Source organism: Olsenella profusa (assembly GCF_016900315.1).
Taxonomy (GTDB): Bacteria; Actinomycetota; Coriobacteriia; order Coriobacteriales; family Atopobiaceae; genus Thermophilibacter; species Thermophilibacter profusus_A.
In genome coordinates this window covers 1-15059 of the sequence record NZ_JACSNQ010000022.1, presented here as the reverse complement: position 1 = coordinate 15059, position 15059 = coordinate 1, and the positions used below count along the sequence as shown (strand labels likewise).

The 15059-nt window shown below is 69.8% G+C and carries 11 protein-coding genes; 8 read left to right on the top strand and 3 right to left on the bottom strand.

Translation table 11 applies throughout. From position 1 onward, the window contains the following. Positions 1-34 precede the first annotated feature (34 nt). The 3 genes from H9X80_RS08245 (at position 35) to H9X80_RS08235 (ending at position 4005) form a co-directional block, all read left to right on the top strand. Positions 35-766, top strand: a complete 732-nt coding sequence (locus tag H9X80_RS08245; RefSeq protein WP_204793865.1) for a hypothetical protein — start codon at positions 35-37, stop codon at positions 764-766. 17 nt (positions 767-783) lie between these two features. Beyond that, a complete protein-coding gene (locus tag H9X80_RS08240; protein ID WP_204793864.1) occupies positions 784-2379 on the top strand; it encodes an ATP-binding cassette domain-containing protein in 1596 nt (531 codons plus the stop codon). Positions 2380-2469: 90 nt separating this feature from the next. Next, a complete protein-coding gene (locus tag H9X80_RS08235) occupies positions 2470-4005 on the top strand; it encodes an ATP-binding cassette domain-containing protein (RefSeq protein WP_204793863.1) in 1536 nt (511 codons plus the stop codon). Positions 4006-4008: 3 nt separating this feature from the next. Here the strand turns inward: H9X80_RS08235 and H9X80_RS08230 are convergent, their stop codons facing one another. Next, a complete protein-coding gene (locus tag H9X80_RS08230) occupies positions 4009-4749 on the bottom strand; it encodes a helix-turn-helix transcriptional regulator (RefSeq protein ID WP_204793862.1) in 741 nt (246 codons plus the stop codon). Positions 4750-4970: 221 nt separating this feature from the next. Between H9X80_RS08230 and H9X80_RS08225 the strand changes: the two genes are divergently transcribed. From H9X80_RS08225 to ricT, 4 genes are all read left to right on the top strand, one after another. Continuing rightward, complete coding sequence (locus H9X80_RS08225; RefSeq protein ID WP_204793861.1) at positions 4971-5612, top strand: flavodoxin family protein; 642 nt, start codon at positions 4971-4973, stop codon at positions 5610-5612. A gap of 627 nt (positions 5613-6239) precedes the next feature. Continuing rightward, positions 6240-6863, top strand: a complete 624-nt coding sequence (gene tmk, locus H9X80_RS08220; RefSeq protein WP_204793860.1) for a dTMP kinase — start codon at positions 6240-6242, stop codon at positions 6861-6863. Positions 6864-6867: 4 nt separating this feature from the next. Further along, on the top strand, positions 6868-8016 hold the full coding sequence (locus H9X80_RS08215; RefSeq protein WP_204793859.1) for an ATP-binding protein: 1149 nt from the start codon (positions 6868-6870) through the stop codon (positions 8014-8016). Further along, positions 7995-9614 (top strand): regulatory iron-sulfur-containing complex subunit RicT, encoded by a 1620-nt coding sequence (ricT, locus tag H9X80_RS08210; RefSeq protein ID WP_204793858.1) that lies wholly within the window; start codon positions 7995-7997, stop codon positions 9612-9614. Before H9X80_RS08215 ends, ricT begins: the two co-directional genes overlap by 22 nt. A gap of 366 nt (positions 9615-9980) precedes the next feature. Here the strand turns inward: ricT and H9X80_RS08205 are convergent, their stop codons facing one another. Together H9X80_RS08205 and H9X80_RS08200 are read right to left on the bottom strand one after the other, a co-directional pair. Next, positions 9981-12602 carry a transglutaminase domain-containing protein gene (locus tag H9X80_RS08205; protein WP_204793857.1) on the bottom strand — a complete coding sequence of 874 codons (2622 nt, stop codon included), beginning with the start codon at positions 12600-12602 and terminating at the stop codon, positions 9981-9983. A 324-nt stretch (positions 12603-12926) separates the two neighbouring features. Further along, entirely contained in the window at positions 12927-14270 is a 1344-nt protein-coding gene (locus H9X80_RS08200; protein ID WP_204793856.1) for an alpha-L-fucosidase, read from the bottom strand. Positions 14271-14534: 264 nt separating this feature from the next. Here H9X80_RS08200 and H9X80_RS08195 point away from each other — a divergent pair, with 264 nt between their 5' ends. Beyond that, complete coding sequence (locus H9X80_RS08195; RefSeq protein ID WP_204793855.1) at positions 14535-14957, top strand: 6-pyruvoyl trahydropterin synthase family protein; 423 nt, start codon at positions 14535-14537, stop codon at positions 14955-14957. Positions 14958-15059: the final 102 nt, after the last annotated feature.

Sequence of the window (15059 nt, the reverse complement as noted above, 5' to 3'; positions counted from 1 at the left end):
CGAAGGGGTCAAGCGGATAGCCACCAAGAAGGGAGTGAAGTACGAGGCCACATTGTCGACGAACGGTTCGCTGCTCGACGATGACATTCTTTCGCGAATTGGTTTCCAGCGAATTAGGCTCACGTTCGATGGAAATGAGATTTACCATAACCAACTCAAGCAGGTGAGGTCATTTTCTTACCGTCAGCAGATGTTGCTTGTTGAAAAGATCCTGCGCGAATACTCATCCAACCTGGAGATTCGGTGCAACGTCTGTAAGGAGAACGCTGGCTCAGTCAATGAGCTACTGAATGATTTAACTAGCTTGGCGGATTTTTCTTGGGAACGCGTTCGCGTTTGTTTTGCCCGGTTGCGGGACGAGAAGAACAGCGACGCCTTTACCGAATTGTCTCAGTCGGAGTTTGCTCTTGCTCGCGTAGAGTTCCTGTCAACGTGTCATAGGCTTGGGATGCCGCTGACGCTTCCTTCTCCCGCCAGCTTGCCCTGCGAGTTTGGAGTTGGCCGTGCGTTCTGTTTAGGACCCGGGGTGAAGTCTAGGTACTGTGCCGAGAAGGTGAAGCAATCATCGGATGGAGCAAAGCCAAGAAAGTATGTAGCGCGCGAGCACTGCAAGGGATGTACCGTTTTTCCCTTGTGTCTTGGGTCCTGTTCCATGGCGAGCGGTGAGCAAGCCTGCATTCCCGAGCGCTATGCCCTCGTTGAGGAACTTAAGGCTTATGTGGCGGCGAACGATGCCTCGGGCGGGGCTGCCGAGAACTGCGGGTGACGGAAGGAGAGATGGGCATGAGGAGGCAAACGGCATATCCGGTGCTCGACGTCACGCCGAGAAACGTGCTCTATGCGCTGTGCCAGGTTGTCGTGACGGTGTCGGGCATCGTGGCGGGCGTGTTGGTGGGCGACATCGTCGATGGCGTCGCGCAGGGTAGGACGCTTCTCGAGATTGCGCGGGACACCTGCGTTCTCGCCGGCGTCTACGTCCTGTCCGCCGCGTTGAGCTTTGTCTTGGGAAACTGGCTCCCGCAGAAGGTCAACATCGCGAAGCAGGTGGGCGCTTCGGTCGAGACCGTGCACAACGTCCTCTACCTCTCTCAGACCGAGTTTGAGAAGGAGGGGAGGGGTCACTATCTCAACCTCGCCTTTGGTTCCTCGTTCACGTACGGGGACCTCTACGCGTCCATGAACATCCTCTGCGTTGGCTGCGTGCTCAGCGTGGTCGCGATTCTTGCGTTCGCTTGTGCGGTCAGCCCCTGGCTGGCCGGGATTTTTCTCCTGTACGTTCCTCTGTACTACGTGGCGACTGATCGCCCGTGCAAGGCCACGCTGGCCGCTCAGGAGGAGTACCTTCCCCGTCGAGAGAGCTGGCTTGATGCGGGGCGCAAGATGATCGAGGAGAAGCGCTCGATCAGCGCAGCGCACGCGGTCCGGTTCTTTGAGGAGTCGTTCGACAAGTCGAACGACTCCTTCGTCTCATTCATGAAGCGCTTTCAGCTGCTCGACGCCATTGCCGAGGGCCTGCCTGCGGCACTTGGCGGCGTATTGCAGGTCGTGACCCTAATGGCGGGCTTCGCGCTCTTCTCTGCGGGCAGTCTCAGTACCGGCCAGGTGGTGACCGCATATCAGCTGTCGCTGCTGCTTCGCGCCCCCATGAGCAAAGCCGCCATGTTGAGGAGCTACTATGTTGCAAACAAGGCGCACGTCGAGCGCCTTCGCTCCCTTGCCTCCCGCGCCGCCGAGCCCTCCGGCTTCGGCGCCCTGAGGGGCGGGGAGGCGGGCCCCGTCGTCGCCCGCCTGGACGGCGCGCTCTACGCCGACGCCTCCCGCTCGGGGGAGCCGCTGTTCCGCGCCCGGGGCATCGAAGTGCGCGCGGGATCGCTCGTGGTTGTGAAGGGGCCCAACGGCTCGGGCAAGTCGCGGCTGCTCGACTTCCTCGCCGGGCTCTCCGACCCCGCGTGCCTCGACGGGCGCGCCGAGCTCTCCCCCGAGCTCGCCTCGTGCGACTACCTCACCTACCCCGTCCCGGTCGTGGCGGGCACCCTGGCCGACAACATGCTCGGCGCGCGGCCAGACCCGGCCGCCGCGAGGGCCCTGGGCCTGGGGGACCTCGCCTCCCGCGAGATCACCGACCAGCCCCTCAACCTCTCCCTGGGGGAGCGGCAGAAGATCGGGCTGCTGCGGGCGCTCTCCGGCGGCTCCCCGGTGCTGCTGCTCGACGAGCCGCTCACGAACCTGGACGGGGCCGCCCGCGAGGGGCTGTGCCGCCTCGTCGAGGGGATGAGGGGGGAGAGGACCGTGGTGGCCGTCATGCACTCCGGCGAGCTCGACGGGGCCGCCGACCAGATCCTCGAGGTGCGCGGCGGGGAGCTCGAGAGGGTGAAGTAGGAAGGGGCGTTGAAGGTGGTTTCGATTGGCTCTTCGGATTCCCGGGATTATCCGGTTGTGCAGCCAAGCTGGAAAAACGTGTGCGCTGCCGTGGGGTACGCGCTCTCGACGGTGCTCTCGATTGCGGTTGCGTTTGGGGCTGGGTCCCTCGTGAGCGCGATGGCGGAGAAGGGTGCGGGCGATGATGCCGTGCCCGTCCTTCTCGGCTGCCTCGCCCTCTCCGTCGTGGGAGGTGCGGCGGTCATCGTTCTGCAGACCTGGGTGCCCGTGAAGGTGCAGATCGAGCGACTCGGTCGCGCGGCCTCGCGTGCGCTGCGCGACGTGCTCGGTATGGCCCAGGCCGAGTACGAGAAGAGTGACAAAGGGTATTATCTCAACGTTCTCTCGGGCTCCACGGACGTCTATGGGAAGAGCTATGCCGACGCCAACGTCCTGCTCGTCGGATCGACAATCTGCCTCATTGCCGTTCTCATCGGCGCTGGGGCGCTGGACGCCCTCTTCGTCCCGGTGTTTCTCGCCTACTTTGCGCTGTTCGGGTGCGCGATGATGCTTCCGGCGAATAGGCTCGCCGCGATTCAAAGAGACGGCCTGCCTGCCCAGGACGCGTTCATGGGAGAGGCAAAGAGCATCGTCGAATCGAAGCGGTCCATCAACACGACGCACTCCGAGGTGTTCTTCGGGGCGAGGTATCGAAAGCGCGGAGAGGGCTACGAGCGCTTCTGCCTCAGGCGCCAGTTCTGGCAGCAGCTCGCCAACTCTCTGCCGACCTTGCTGACCAACCTTCTGCAGGTGGGCGTACTAGGGGTGAGCGCGTGGCGCTGCCTGGAAGGGGCCGCGCCGGCGGGGAGCGTGTTCACCGCCTACATCGTGGCCTCTCTGGCACAGGAGCCCTTGAGTGCCTTTCTCCTGGCCCTGACCTCCTATGCGTCAAACGTTCCGCACGTCGAGCGCCTTCGCTCCCTTGCCTCCCGCGCCGCCGAGCCCTCCGGCTTCGGCGCCCTGAGGGGCGGGGAGGCGGGCCCCGTCGTCGCCCGCCTGGACGGCGCGCTCTACGCCGACGCCTCCCGCTCGGGGGAGCCGCTGTTCCGCGCCCGGGGCATCGAAGTGCGCGCGGGATCGCTCGTGGTCGTGAAGGGGCCCAACGGCTCGGGCAAGTCGCGGCTGCTCGACTTCCTCGCCGGGCTCTCCGACCCCGCGTGCCTCGACGGGCGCGCCGAGCTCTCCCCCGAGCTCGCCTCGTGCGACTACCTCACCTACCCCGTCCCGGTCGTGGCGGGCACCCTGGCCGACAACATGCTCGGCGCGCGGCCAGACCCGGCCGCCGCGAGGGCCCTGGGCCTGGGGGACCTCGCCTCCCGCGAGATCACCGACCAGCCCCTCAACCTCTCCCTGGGGGAGCGGCAGAAGATCGGGCTGCTGCGGGCGCTCTCCGGCGGCTCCCCGGTGCTGCTGCTCGACGAGCCGCTCACGAACCTGGACGGGGCCGCCCGCGAGGGGCTGTGCCGCCTCGTCGAGGGGATGAGGGGGGAGAGGACCGTGGTGGCCGTCATGCACTCCGGCGAGCTCGACGGGGCCGCCGACCAGATCCTCGAGGTGCGCGGCGGGGAGCTCGAGAGGGTGAAGTAGGGGCTAAATCGCGTTTCTCGGCTCGCGTGCCGCTCGCATCTGGCGAGGCGACATCCCAAAGCGCTCCTCGAACGCGTGGTAAAAGTTACTCGTGCTGCCATAGCCAACCATCGAGGCTATGGTTCGCGCGGGCACCTCCGTCGTCTTGAGGAGCAGGGCGGCCCGCTCCATGCGCTGCTCGCGAACGAGCTCGGAGAAGGTCTTTCCGCTATGCTCGCGGATGAGCGTGGAAAGACGGCTCGGACTGTACGAGAACCGTTCGGCAAGACTAGAGAGCGTCACCGACTCCGGCTTTGCGGCGATGTCCTGCAAGACAAGGGCCACGGTCGCGTCTGCGTCAGGCTCGTCACGCGTCTCAGGGGCCCGTCGCATGAGGATGGTGACGAGGGCCATGGCCAGAGACTCGAGGACGACGCTCCAGTCCGGGTGCTTCTCCGCATAGATGACTGCCATGAGGCAGAACAGGTCATGGATGGTCGAGGCGTCATCTGGCGTGACGGTAATCCACGGGCGGCTCGACTGGTGCGAGATGCTTCCTGCGAGCGACTGAAAGAGGTTTGAGGAAGTGGGGGCAGACGAGAGCAGCAGCTGGTCAAAGCGCTGCTCCTTGACCAGAAGCGTGAGAAGGATCTCCTGTGTGGCTTCGGTAGAGGCCTCCGGTCCCTTGATGTCGACGCTGCAGGAGATCGACTCGTAGCCCCGTGCATGAGGGGCCTGCTCCCCGGGTGAGGTCTGTGCGGTCATGAGTATGTCTGCGTTGACGGGGAGGTCCCTTTGTCGGGTGGCTTCGACGATTCGCGCGAGGGCACGAGACAGGCGAGCGCGGTCCAAGGCTGTTCCTCTCCTTTGTACCGGGGGATCGGCTGGGACAGAGTCCACAGAATGTGTCACACGTATCATAGCCTCGGCGAGCGGATAAGATGAGAGGCGGTCACAGAGCAGGAGTCCTAGAGAGAGGGGACGGCATGAAGGTACTGATGCTCAACGGAAGCCCGCACCAGGACGGCTGCACCAACCGCGCGCTCGAAGAGGTTGCCAAGACGCTCGGCGAAAACGGCGTGGAGTCGGAGATCTGCTGGGTGGGCGCGCGTCCCGTCGGCGGCTGCGTGGCCTGCAACGCCTGCGCCAAGCTGGGTCGCTGCGCGTTTGGCGATAAGGACGGCGTCAACGAGTTCCGTGCCAAGGCGGCAGAGGCCGATGGCTTCGTCTTCGGCGCGCCGGTGCACTATGGCCGTGCGGGCGCGTCTCTTCTGGGCTTCATGGACCGGCTCTTCTACGCCAACGGCCGCGCCGGCGAGCCCAACGTCTTTGCGTACAAGCCGGCCGCCGCGGTGACCTCGGCACGTCGCGCGGGCACCACCTCGGCGCTCGCCGACATCGAGAAGTACTTCACGATCTCCCAGATGCCGATCGTGAGCAGCCGCTACTGGAACATGGTGCACGGCAACTCCGCCGAGCAGGTGGAGCAGGACGCCGAGGGCCTCTGGACCATGCGCCAGCTCGGCCGCAACATGGCGTGGCTGCTCAAGTGCATCGAGGCCGGCCGCGCGGCGGGCGTGGAGCTGCCCGCGTCCGAGCCGGGCGTCATGACCAACTTCGTGCGATAGGTGCGTCGGCTGCGGGCTCTGGCCGCGGCTGGCTCGTGCGAAGTCACGTTCTTCTCGCTGGAGGCGTGACTTCTGGCGAGCCGGTTGCGGCTGTCTCGCTCTAAGTCACGCTATCTGACTGTGAAGCGTGACTTTCAGCGAGGCGGTTGCGGCTAGCTCGCGCAATGTCACGTTTTGGCGCCGTGGAGCGTGACATCGAACGAGTTGGAGAGTGTTGCCTCGCGCGAAGTCACGCTATCTCTAACTACAAAACGTGACTTCCAGCGAGCCGGCGTCGGCTGCCTCGCGCGAAGTCACGTTCTTCTCGCCGGAAGCGTGACTTCCAGCGAGTTGGCGAGTGATACCTCGCTCTAAGTCACACTATCTAACTGTAAAGCGTGACTTCCAGCGAGCTAGCCGTAGCGGCCTCGCGCAAAGTCACGTTTTGCGGCGAGAAGAACGTGTCGCTGCACGCCGCTGCCCAGGGCGTTCTCGCGCCCGCACCCGCTTCGCGCTACCATAGAAGGGTTAACGCAAAGGATTGCGCGAAGGGCCGATGCAGACGGCCAGCGCAATCGGCCAACGCAGACGGCCAGTGAAAACGGCCATCGCAGCGGGGCGCCGGGGCGTCCCATGACGGGAGGGTGCATGCGCGGGGTGTTCATCACGCTCGAGGGGGCGGACGGCTGCGGTAAGACCACGCAGGCCGGCCTGCTTGCCGACGCGCTCGCCGCGCGGGGCCGCGAGGTCGTGCGCCTGCGCGAGCCCGGTGGCACGCCCATCTCTGAGAAAATCCGTGCGCTGCTGCTGGACCCCGCCAACGCCGAGATGTGCCCGGAGTGCGAGCTCATGCTCTACGAGGCCAGCCGCGCCCAGCTCGTGCGGCAGGTGATCGAGCCGGCCCTCGCGCGCGGCGCCGTGGTGCTGTGCGACCGCTTCTATGACTCAACCCGCGCCTACCAGGCCGGAGGGCGCGGCCTTGACGCCGGGCTTGTTGCCACGGCCAACCGCCTTGGCTCCTGCGAGCTCGTCCCGGATCGCACCCTCGTGCTGGACCTGGACCCGCAGACCGCCTACGCGCGCGCCACGGTCGGCGGCGCGGATCGCATGGAGGCCGAGGGCGTGGCGTTCCAGGGGCGCGTGAGGGAGAGCTTCCGCCGCCTTGCCGCGGAGGAGCCCGCCCGCGTCCGGCTCGTCGACGCGTCTGGCAAGAAGGGCGAGGTCACTGCGCGTCTGCTCTCCGCCCTCTCCGACCTCCTGGACGAGGCGTAGCCCGATGGCCGCGCCCGTGCCCGACATCCCCGCCGCGCTCGCGTCCCTCGAGGACCAGCCGCGCGTGCGCGACTTCCTGGCCACGGCCCTTGCTGAGGACCGGCTGTCCCACGCCTACCTCTTCGTGGGCGCGCCGGGCTCGGGCAAGCACGAGGCGGCCGAGGCCCTCGCCAAGTGCGTGATCTGCGCGAACGGCGGGGACGCCACCTGCGACGAGTGCCGTCGCGTGGCGCACCGCACCCACCCGGACGTCCACTGGCTCATGCCCGGCAGCGCAACCGGCTACCTGGCCGCGCAGGTCCGCGAGCTCATCGCTGACGTGAGCCTCGCCCCGGTGCGCGCCCGGACCAAGGTCTACGTGCTCGAGCGCGCCGAGCTGCTTCGTGGCACGGCGGCAAACGCCCTGCTCAAGACCCTCGAGGAGCCGCCTGCGGGCGTGATGTTCATCCTCTGCGCGCGCTCTACGGCCTCGATGCTCCCCACCATCGTCTCCCGCTGCCAGCAGGTGCCGTTCCGTGCGGTCTCGCCGGCGGCGGGCGTGGAGGAGGTCGTGCGGGGCAGCGGCGCCACGGAGGCGGACGCCCGCGTGGCGCTTGCCGTGGCGGGCACCCCCTCGCGCGCCGAGGACTACCTCGGCTCGCCGAGCCGCCGGCAGGTCAGGCGCCTTGTGGTGGACGCCCTGGACGCGCTTGCGCGCGACGACTCCTGGGACGTCCTTCTTTCCGCGCGGAAGATCGTGGCCGCAAACGCCGTGCCGCTCGCCGACGTGAAGCAGGCACAGGAGGACGCCCTTAAGGAGACGCAGGACTTCCTCACGTCCTCGGCGCTCAAGCAGGTGGAGGACGCCAACAAGCGCGAGCTCACCGCCCGGGAGCGTTCAGGTATGATGGAGGCCCTGGCCGCGGCGGAGTCGCTCCTGCGCGACGTGCTCGTCCGCCGCGAGGACGCCGGTCGCCCCCTCGTCAACGAGGACGCGGCGGCCACGGTGGACCGCATCGCGGCGCGCTGCGACACCCGCGGCGTGCTCGACGCGCTTGGCGCCGTCTCCCGCGCGGGCGACGACCTCGCCCACAACGTATCACCCCAGCTGACCCTCGAGGTCATGCTTCTTCGCATCAAGGAGGCACTCGAATGCCCACCATCATCCCGGTGAAGTTCAAGTACGCCGCGCGCGACCTCTGGTTTGACCCGGCAGGCACCGGCGCCCAGGAGGGCGACCACGTGATCTGCGCCACCGAGCGCGGCCACGAATTCGGCCTGGCCGTGGGCGACGCCCGCGAGGTCACCGAGGACGAGCTCGCCGCCACGATCGGCCACGCGCAGCTGCGCGACGTGCTGCGCATCGCCTCCGACGCCGACCTCGACCGCGCCGAGGAGCTCGCCCGCCGCGGCGAGGAGGCCATGCCCGCCTTCCGCCGCCACGTGACCGAGTCGGGGCTGGACATGAAGCCGGTGGGCGTGGAGTACCTCTTCGACGGCGACAAGGCCGTCTGCTACTTCGCCGCCGAGGAGCGCGTGGACTTCCGCCAGCTCGTGCGCGACCTCGCGCGCGAGTTCCACGTGCGGATAGACATGCGCCAGATCGGCGTGCGCGAGGAGGCCGCCATCGTGGGCGGCTACGGCCACTGCGGCCAGGAGCTCTGCTGCCGCCGCTTTGCCACCGGCTTCGACCCGGTCTCCATCCGCATGGCCAAGGAGCAGGACCTGCCCCTGAACTCCACCAAGATCTCCGGCGCGTGCGGCCGCCTCATGTGCTGCCTGCGCTACGAGTTCGAGGCCTACCGCGACTTCAAGAGCCGCGCGCCCAAGCGCAACGCCGTCATCGACACGCCGCTCGGCAAGGCCAAGATTGTCGAATACGACACGCCCAAGGAGCAGCTCTGCCTGCGGCTGGAGAACGGCAAGCAGATTCGCGTGGCACTCGCCGACATGACGGCCTCCGAGGCCGCGCACAAGAAGAGCGAGGAGCTCGGTTGCCCCTGCCGCCCGGACACGGTGACGCGCGAGGTGCTGGACAAGCTGGACTCCCCAGATGTGCAGATGGCCCTCGCCGAGCTCGACCGCAAGAACGGCGTGCTCCCGGTGGAGGAGCCGGACGCCTCGGACATCTTCGTGGACACCCGTCGCAAGCGTCGTCGCAGCTCGGGGAGCGCTGCCGGTGCCGCCGGCCCCTCGCGTGGCGAGAAGAACGAGCGGCCCGCGCGCCCCGGCGCACAGGCTGCCCCCGCCGAGGAGCCGGGGCGCCGGCGCCGCAAGCGCCACCCGGGCGACGGCGGGGGAGCGTCGGCTGCGCCCCGGTCCGGCGAGTCCACCGCGGCCGCGGCGGGCACGGGCACCGGAACGCACCGGCGCCGTCACCACCAGGCCGCCGAGGGCGGCTCCGCACCCGAGGGCGCGCAGCGCTCCGGGGCTGCCCAGCAGGGTGCGCGTCGCACGCGCCGACCGGGCGACAAGGGCGGCCAGGCTGCGCAGGGTGCCGGCGGCGAGCGCGGCGGGTGCGAGAACCAGCCGCGCGGCATGCAGCCGTCCCGCAGGCGCCGCGCGCAGCAGGGTCGCGGCGGTGCGGCCGGCGGCGAGCGCGGTGCGCAGGCCCCGGGCGGCCAGCAGCGCGGCGGTCAGGGCGCGGGCAGCCCGCAGCCGGGCGCCGAGGGCGCGGCCAAGACGAGGCGCCGTCGCCACCGTGGCGGCCGCGGCCGTGGCGGTGCTGCGGACGGCGGGTCCGGCTCCGCGCCCGCCGGCGGCGGCGAGTAAGCGAGAGGTTCTTCTCGCCGGGCGTGCTTGCCGGGCGTGCTTCTGTCCGGGTTGCTTGCAAAAGTGCCGTTGATGCGCCCGCGGGCGTGCCGGCTGCTTACGATATGCCGGCCAATGCACCTCTAGGCGCAGGGTGCGCTTAGGAAAACGCGGCCGTTGCGGGCTTGTCGCCCGCGGCGGTCGCGTTTGCTTGCAAAACCCTAGGTAACGTCTCGGCGAGAAGTACTTCTCGCCGGGAATTGCCTCGGGAAAGCTCTCTTTTGTGTAAGGCCGACCGAATCAGTCGCGCTTCTCTAAGCGCATCGGAGCCCCGTGCCCGCAACGACCGCGATTCCGTAAGCGCCTCCGCCTGCGCCGCGGCCCGCCCTACGCCAGCGCGGCCAGGCGCAGCGCCAGCTCAACGGTGCCGACGGCGTAGCCGCCGCGCGCGAAGAGCCCCACGGGCTCGTCCCCGCGGCAGTCCGCGAGCACGCTGAGCGGCAGCAGCTCCGGGTTGGCGAACATGCGACGAGCCAGGCGCTCGGGCAGCCAGGAGAAGTCGTCGCGCGCGAGCGTCACGTCCGCACCGGCCCCGCGCAGCGCGGTGAGTGCCCGCCCGAGGGTGGGGTCGCCCGTCGCGGCGTCCGTGCCCTCGGGCGTCATGAGCGTCACGCCTACGCCGGCCGCAGCCACCGTCGCCGCGCTTTCGGCAAGCTCGTTCAGCAGGTGCTCGGTGGGCTCCTCGGCAAGCTCCAGGAAGGCCATGAGCGAAAGGCCGCGCGTGCCGGGGCGCGCGAGGGCCGCCACGTCCGGCAGCGGGATGCGCTGCAGCATGTCCTCCACGGACGGCTCGCGCAGGCGCAGCGCCACTTCGCACGGACCGTCCACCGCCAGCGCGCGCTCGCAGGCCTGCTGGTTGCCGTTCGGCAGACGCACCGTGGTGGTGAGGCGATACGTCCCGGCCGGCACCTCGAGCTCGAGCGCTCCGTCCGCAAACTCGGACCCCCACAGGTCAAGCGAGAAGAACCCGTAGAGCTCCTGGCCGCCCACCTGCATAGACGTGCCGAGCCGCGCGAGCGACCAGTCCACGCCGTAGACCGGAGTGCGGCCGTCGTCGCAGGTGAGGCGCAGCGGGACCGTGCGCTCCGCCGCGGGTGCGTCCTCCACGCACGCCCACCGCCCGGCGTCCAGGACCTCGGCCCGGCCGTCCGTCTCCGCCAGGCGCGCCGCCACCCCCAGCGAGCGGCAGGCCGCCACGAAGAGCGTGCGGCGCGTGACCTCGGAGGCCTCGCCGGAGGCAAGCGCGCCCACCGGCGAGCCCACGAGCTTGGCCAGGTGCTCGGCTGGCGAGAAGCCCAGGTTGTCGCAGAGCAGCGTCCAGGCGGCGCGCGGGTCACGCCCAACCAGAGCGGCCAGATCGGCGGGCAGCGCCGCCGGCAGCGCGGGCCGCCAGGCGCCCAGGTGCTCGAGGCCGATGCGCGGGCAGAGCACGGAGCGCTCCCAGGTCTCGCGCGCGGCATCCGGGCCAAGCCCGGCCGCCCCAAGCCGCGCCAGCGCCGCGTCCCGTCCCGCCAGCGCGGCCGCGAGGTGTCCCTCCAGCACGTCGGCCTTAAGGTCCAGCCAGTCCTTCGGGGCGAGGCCCGCCAGCAGCGTCAGGCGCTCCGGCTCCGGCCCGGCCGTCAGGAACGCAAAGACCTCGTCGGCGTTGCCAAGCGAGCCGGTGAGCACGCGCGCCGCCAGGGCGGCATCGTCACCCGGCCGCAGCTTGGCTGCCCGTGCCGCAAGCCGCTCGGCGTGCGCCCGTGCCGCCGCCACCCCTGCAAGCCGCCTCCCGTCAGCGGCGGCCTTGCGGGTCCGGCCGCGCTCGGCCATCTCGGGCGTGAGCGCGCCGGACGGTGCCGGGTGGTCCTCCGGCGCGCGGACGTCGAGCGCGCGCCAGCCGGAGTTGCACTCGTTCACGCGCGCGGCCGAGAGCGCGAGGCGCACCTCGGAGACGCGGGCAGTGTCTACGTCCTTCTCGGCCATGAACGACCCGCGCGAGGCATGCACGCGGACGCTCCCATGGCCCAGCACCGCCCGGCAGCGACCCTCGTCGTCTGCGGTGAGGGTGACGAGCGGGCGCCACCCGGCCATGTTGAGCACCTCCAGCGCTACGGTGGCCCCGGCGGCGGGCTTGCCGTCAACGCCAAAGACGCGCACCTCAAGCGGGGAGGACGCGGCGTAGGACTGCGTGACGCCCACCGTGACGGAGCAGCCGCTGCGCATGAGCACGTCCTCGGGCGCGCAGCCGAAGTCGGAGAAGAGCCGCGTGGCCACCATCGGGGCGCGGCCGGCCGCCGCCGTGAACCAGCCGCGGTCGAGCGCCTCCTCGGGCTCGCAGGCGCCGAGGTAGTGCCAGGCGCCGCCCGCGTAGGCCTCCACCCAGGCGTGGTTGTCGTCGCAGTGGGCCCACCAGGGCACGTAGAGCTGGCGGGCCGGGATGCCCACGGCGCGCAGCGCGGAGACGAGCAGCGTGGACTCCTCGCCGCAGCGCCCCGCCGCCCCCGCAATGACGCCGAGCGCCCCGAGGGTGCGCCCGTCCGTGGACTGGTAGGTGGCCACCTCGGCGCACCAGTAGTTGACCTCGATCACGGCTTGCTCGGCGGACATGCCGGCCACGCGCGGCGCGAGCGTCTCCCAGAGGGCCTCGCGGCAGCGGTCGAGCGGCTCGTTGTTGACGCGCGGGCAGGCCACGTAGTGGACAAAGACGTCCTCGGGCAGCGCCGCCGTCTCCGGCCGGGACTCGCGCAGCATGAGCGCGTGGCGGGCGGTGGTGGCAAGCACCTCGAACGGCGTGTCAAAGACGTCCGTCAGGGGTAGCGTGGCATAGAAGTAGCGCGTGAGCACGGCCTCGTCGATGGGTAGCGTCTGGAGGTCGGCCTCGATCTGGCGGGCCTTCTCTCCCAGGTGGGGGCGGCGGGCGTCAAAGCGCGCGGCTGCGTAGTCTGCGAGCTCGTCGGAAAGCGACATGGCGGGGTGCTCCTTGGTCGGGCGCCGGCGGGCTGCCGGCGCGGGCGGTTCGCGGCCTGCTATGGTACGACTTCTGTGGCCGGCGTGCCGGGCTGCGCGCGTTTCATGGCGGCTGTCGGCAGGGTACGTACACTCGTCGGCGAGCCCCCTTGAGGGTACGTACAGAGTTGCGTCGTCAAGGTTCTTCTCGACAGGTCTCTGAGCTGCTCAAACGTAGGCGGCGAGAAGAACGTGAGGGCTGCTGAGTGTACGTACCCTTACTGGGCCCGTTGCGGTAGTGTACGTACCCTTGCCGGGCCCGCCGTTGCCGCGTCCCCGTTCCGGCTACCGCACGCGCACGGCGAGCACGGTGTCCACCGGGTCGGGCAGGCCCGGCTCGCCTCCTAGGTCTGCGAAGGCCACGTCGGGGTAGTCGCTGTGCGTCCAGCTGCGGGAGAGCGGCACCTCGGAGCCGTCGGCCATGCGACGCACGGAGACGATCCGCTCCGGCGGCACCCCGAGCAGCGGCACCGGCCCCACCGAGCCCTCCATCAGGTGGAAGTAGTACGTGTTGCCGCGCCGGGTGAGCCGCCCCACCTCGGGCTTCTGCGCGTCCACGGGACCTCCCGCCGCCGGCCCGCACCCGTAGACGCTCTCGCCGTTGTCGCGCATCCAGCGGCCCACCTCCGCCAGCGTGCGCAGCGACGCCTCCGGGATGCGCCCGCGCGCGTCCGGCCCCACGTTGAGGATGAGGTTGCCGCCCTTGGAGACGCACTCGACGAGCTTGCGGACCAGCAGGTCGGCCGGCTTCCAGCGCATGTCCGCGGCGCAGTAGCCCCAGTGGTCGTTCATCGTGACGCAGGCCTCCCAGGCCAGCGGGCGGCCCTCGGCGTCCGTGAGGCCGCGCGGCGGCACGATCTGCTCCGGCGTGACGAAGTCGCCGTGGTAGGGGGTGGGGCGGCACGCCGCGAGCGAGCCGAAGCCCTCGCCGGAGACCTCCAGGCGGTTGTTCACCACCACGTCCGGCTGCAGCTCGCGCACCATGCGCATGAGCTCGGTGGCGCCCCAGCGCTCCCCGCGCAGGTCGTCATATGAGAAGTCGAACCACAGGAGGTCCAGCTTACCGTAGTTTTCACAGAGCTCGCGCACCTGGCCGTGCATGAAGCGCAGGTAGCGGTCCCAGTCGCGGCCGTCGTTGCAGCCGGCGACGGGGTCGTTGCGCAGGGGCGCGTTGCGGTCTGCGTACTGCGGGAAGTCCGGGTGGTGCCAGTCGATGAGGGAGAAGTAGAGCCCCGCGCGCAGCCCCTCGGCGCGCGCCGCGTCGAGAAACTCGCGCACCACGTCGCGCCCGAGCGGTGTGTTGGTGACCTTGAAGTCCGTGAGCGCGCTGTCAAAGAGGCAGAACCCGTCGTGGTGCTTGGCCGTGAGGACCACGTAGCGCATCCCCGCCTCGCGGGCGGCGCGGGCCCAGGCGTGCGGGTCGAAGTCCGGCGCAGTGAACTCGGTAGCGTAGCGCGTGTAGGCGGCGTCCGGCATGCGCTCCACGCTGCGCACCCACTCGCCGCGGGCGGGGATTGCGTAGATGCCCCAGTGGACGAACATCCCGAAGCGGTCGTGCAGCCACCAGCGCATGCGCTCGTCGTAGCGGGCGCGGTCGAAGCGGTATGCGGGCGCGTTCGTGCGGGCCATGGCGCACCTTTCCTCGCGGCGTGTCGTGCGTTCATGGTAGCGCGCGGGCGGGTGCGCGGACAGGGGCGGACGGGCGCAGGCGGCGGGCGCGGACGCGCGGCCCTCGTGCGTTGCTCGTGCGGCCCGCTTGCGTCGCCCGCCCGCGCCGCTTGCGACAGTCTTGCCGCGGGCGCGCGGCCCGCTTGCACCGCCCGCCCGTCCTGCGTCGCCCGCCCGCCCCGCACGCGCTACCATGGGGCGGACCACCTGAGCGAAAGGACCCCCATGTACGGACTCAAGACGGAGGCAAGCTTCGACTCCGCCCACTTCCTGGCCGACTATCACGGCAAGTGCGAGAACCTCCACGGCCACCGCTGGCGCGTCGTGGCCTACCTGCGCACGCCCGAGCTCGGCGAGGCCGGCACGGAGCGCGACATGGTCTGCGACTTCGGCGTCTTCAAGCGCGAGGTGCGCGCCCTGGCCGAGGAGTTCGACCACACCTTCCTCGTGGAGGAGGGGACGCTCGCGTCGGCCACGGTGGCCGCACTCGAGGGCGAGGGCTTCTCGCTCACGATGCTGCCCTTCCGCACCACGGCCGAGAACCTTGCGCGCCACTTCTGCGAGCGCCTGCGCGAGCGCGGGTTGCCCTGCAGCCAGGTGGACGTCTACGAGACGCCGCTCAACTGCGCCACCTACCTCGCGGAGTAGCGTCGCCACCGGCGAGAAGGACCTTGCGCCTGGGGACGTGCCTCTCCTCGTGGCCCGCCCTGCGGCCGGCGGTCGCCCCGCCCGACGCCCGGCGGTCACCCC

Bases quoted from the DNA above. Each gene is read 5' to 3' on its own strand.
- H9X80_RS08225 (WP_204793861.1), top strand. From the start codon at position 4,971: ATGAAGGTACTGATGCTCAACGGAAGCCCGCACCAGGACGGCTGCACC.
- H9X80_RS08215 (WP_204793859.1), top strand. From the start codon at position 6,868: ATGGCCGCGCCCGTGCCCGACATCCCCGCCGCGCTCGCGTCCCTCGAG.
- H9X80_RS08205 (WP_204793857.1), bottom strand. From the start codon at position 12,602: ATGTCGCTTTCCGACGAGCTCGCAGACTACGCAGCCGCGCGCTTTGAC.
- H9X80_RS08200 (WP_204793856.1), bottom strand. From the start codon at position 14,270: ATGGCCCGCACGAACGCGCCCGCATACCGCTTCGACCGCGCCCGCTAC.
- tmk (WP_204793860.1), top strand. From the start codon at position 6,240: ATGCGCGGGGTGTTCATCACGCTCGAGGGGGCGGACGGCTGCGGTAAG.
- H9X80_RS08195 (WP_204793855.1), top strand. From the start codon at position 14,535: ATGTACGGACTCAAGACGGAGGCAAGCTTCGACTCCGCCCACTTCCTG.
- H9X80_RS08240 (WP_204793864.1), top strand. From the start codon at position 784: ATGAGGAGGCAAACGGCATATCCGGTGCTCGACGTCACGCCGAGAAAC.
- H9X80_RS08230 (WP_204793862.1), bottom strand. From the start codon at position 4,749: ATGACCGCACAGACCTCACCCGGGGAGCAGGCCCCTCATGCACGGGGC.
- ricT (WP_204793858.1), top strand. From the start codon at position 7,995: ATGCCCACCATCATCCCGGTGAAGTTCAAGTACGCCGCGCGCGACCTC.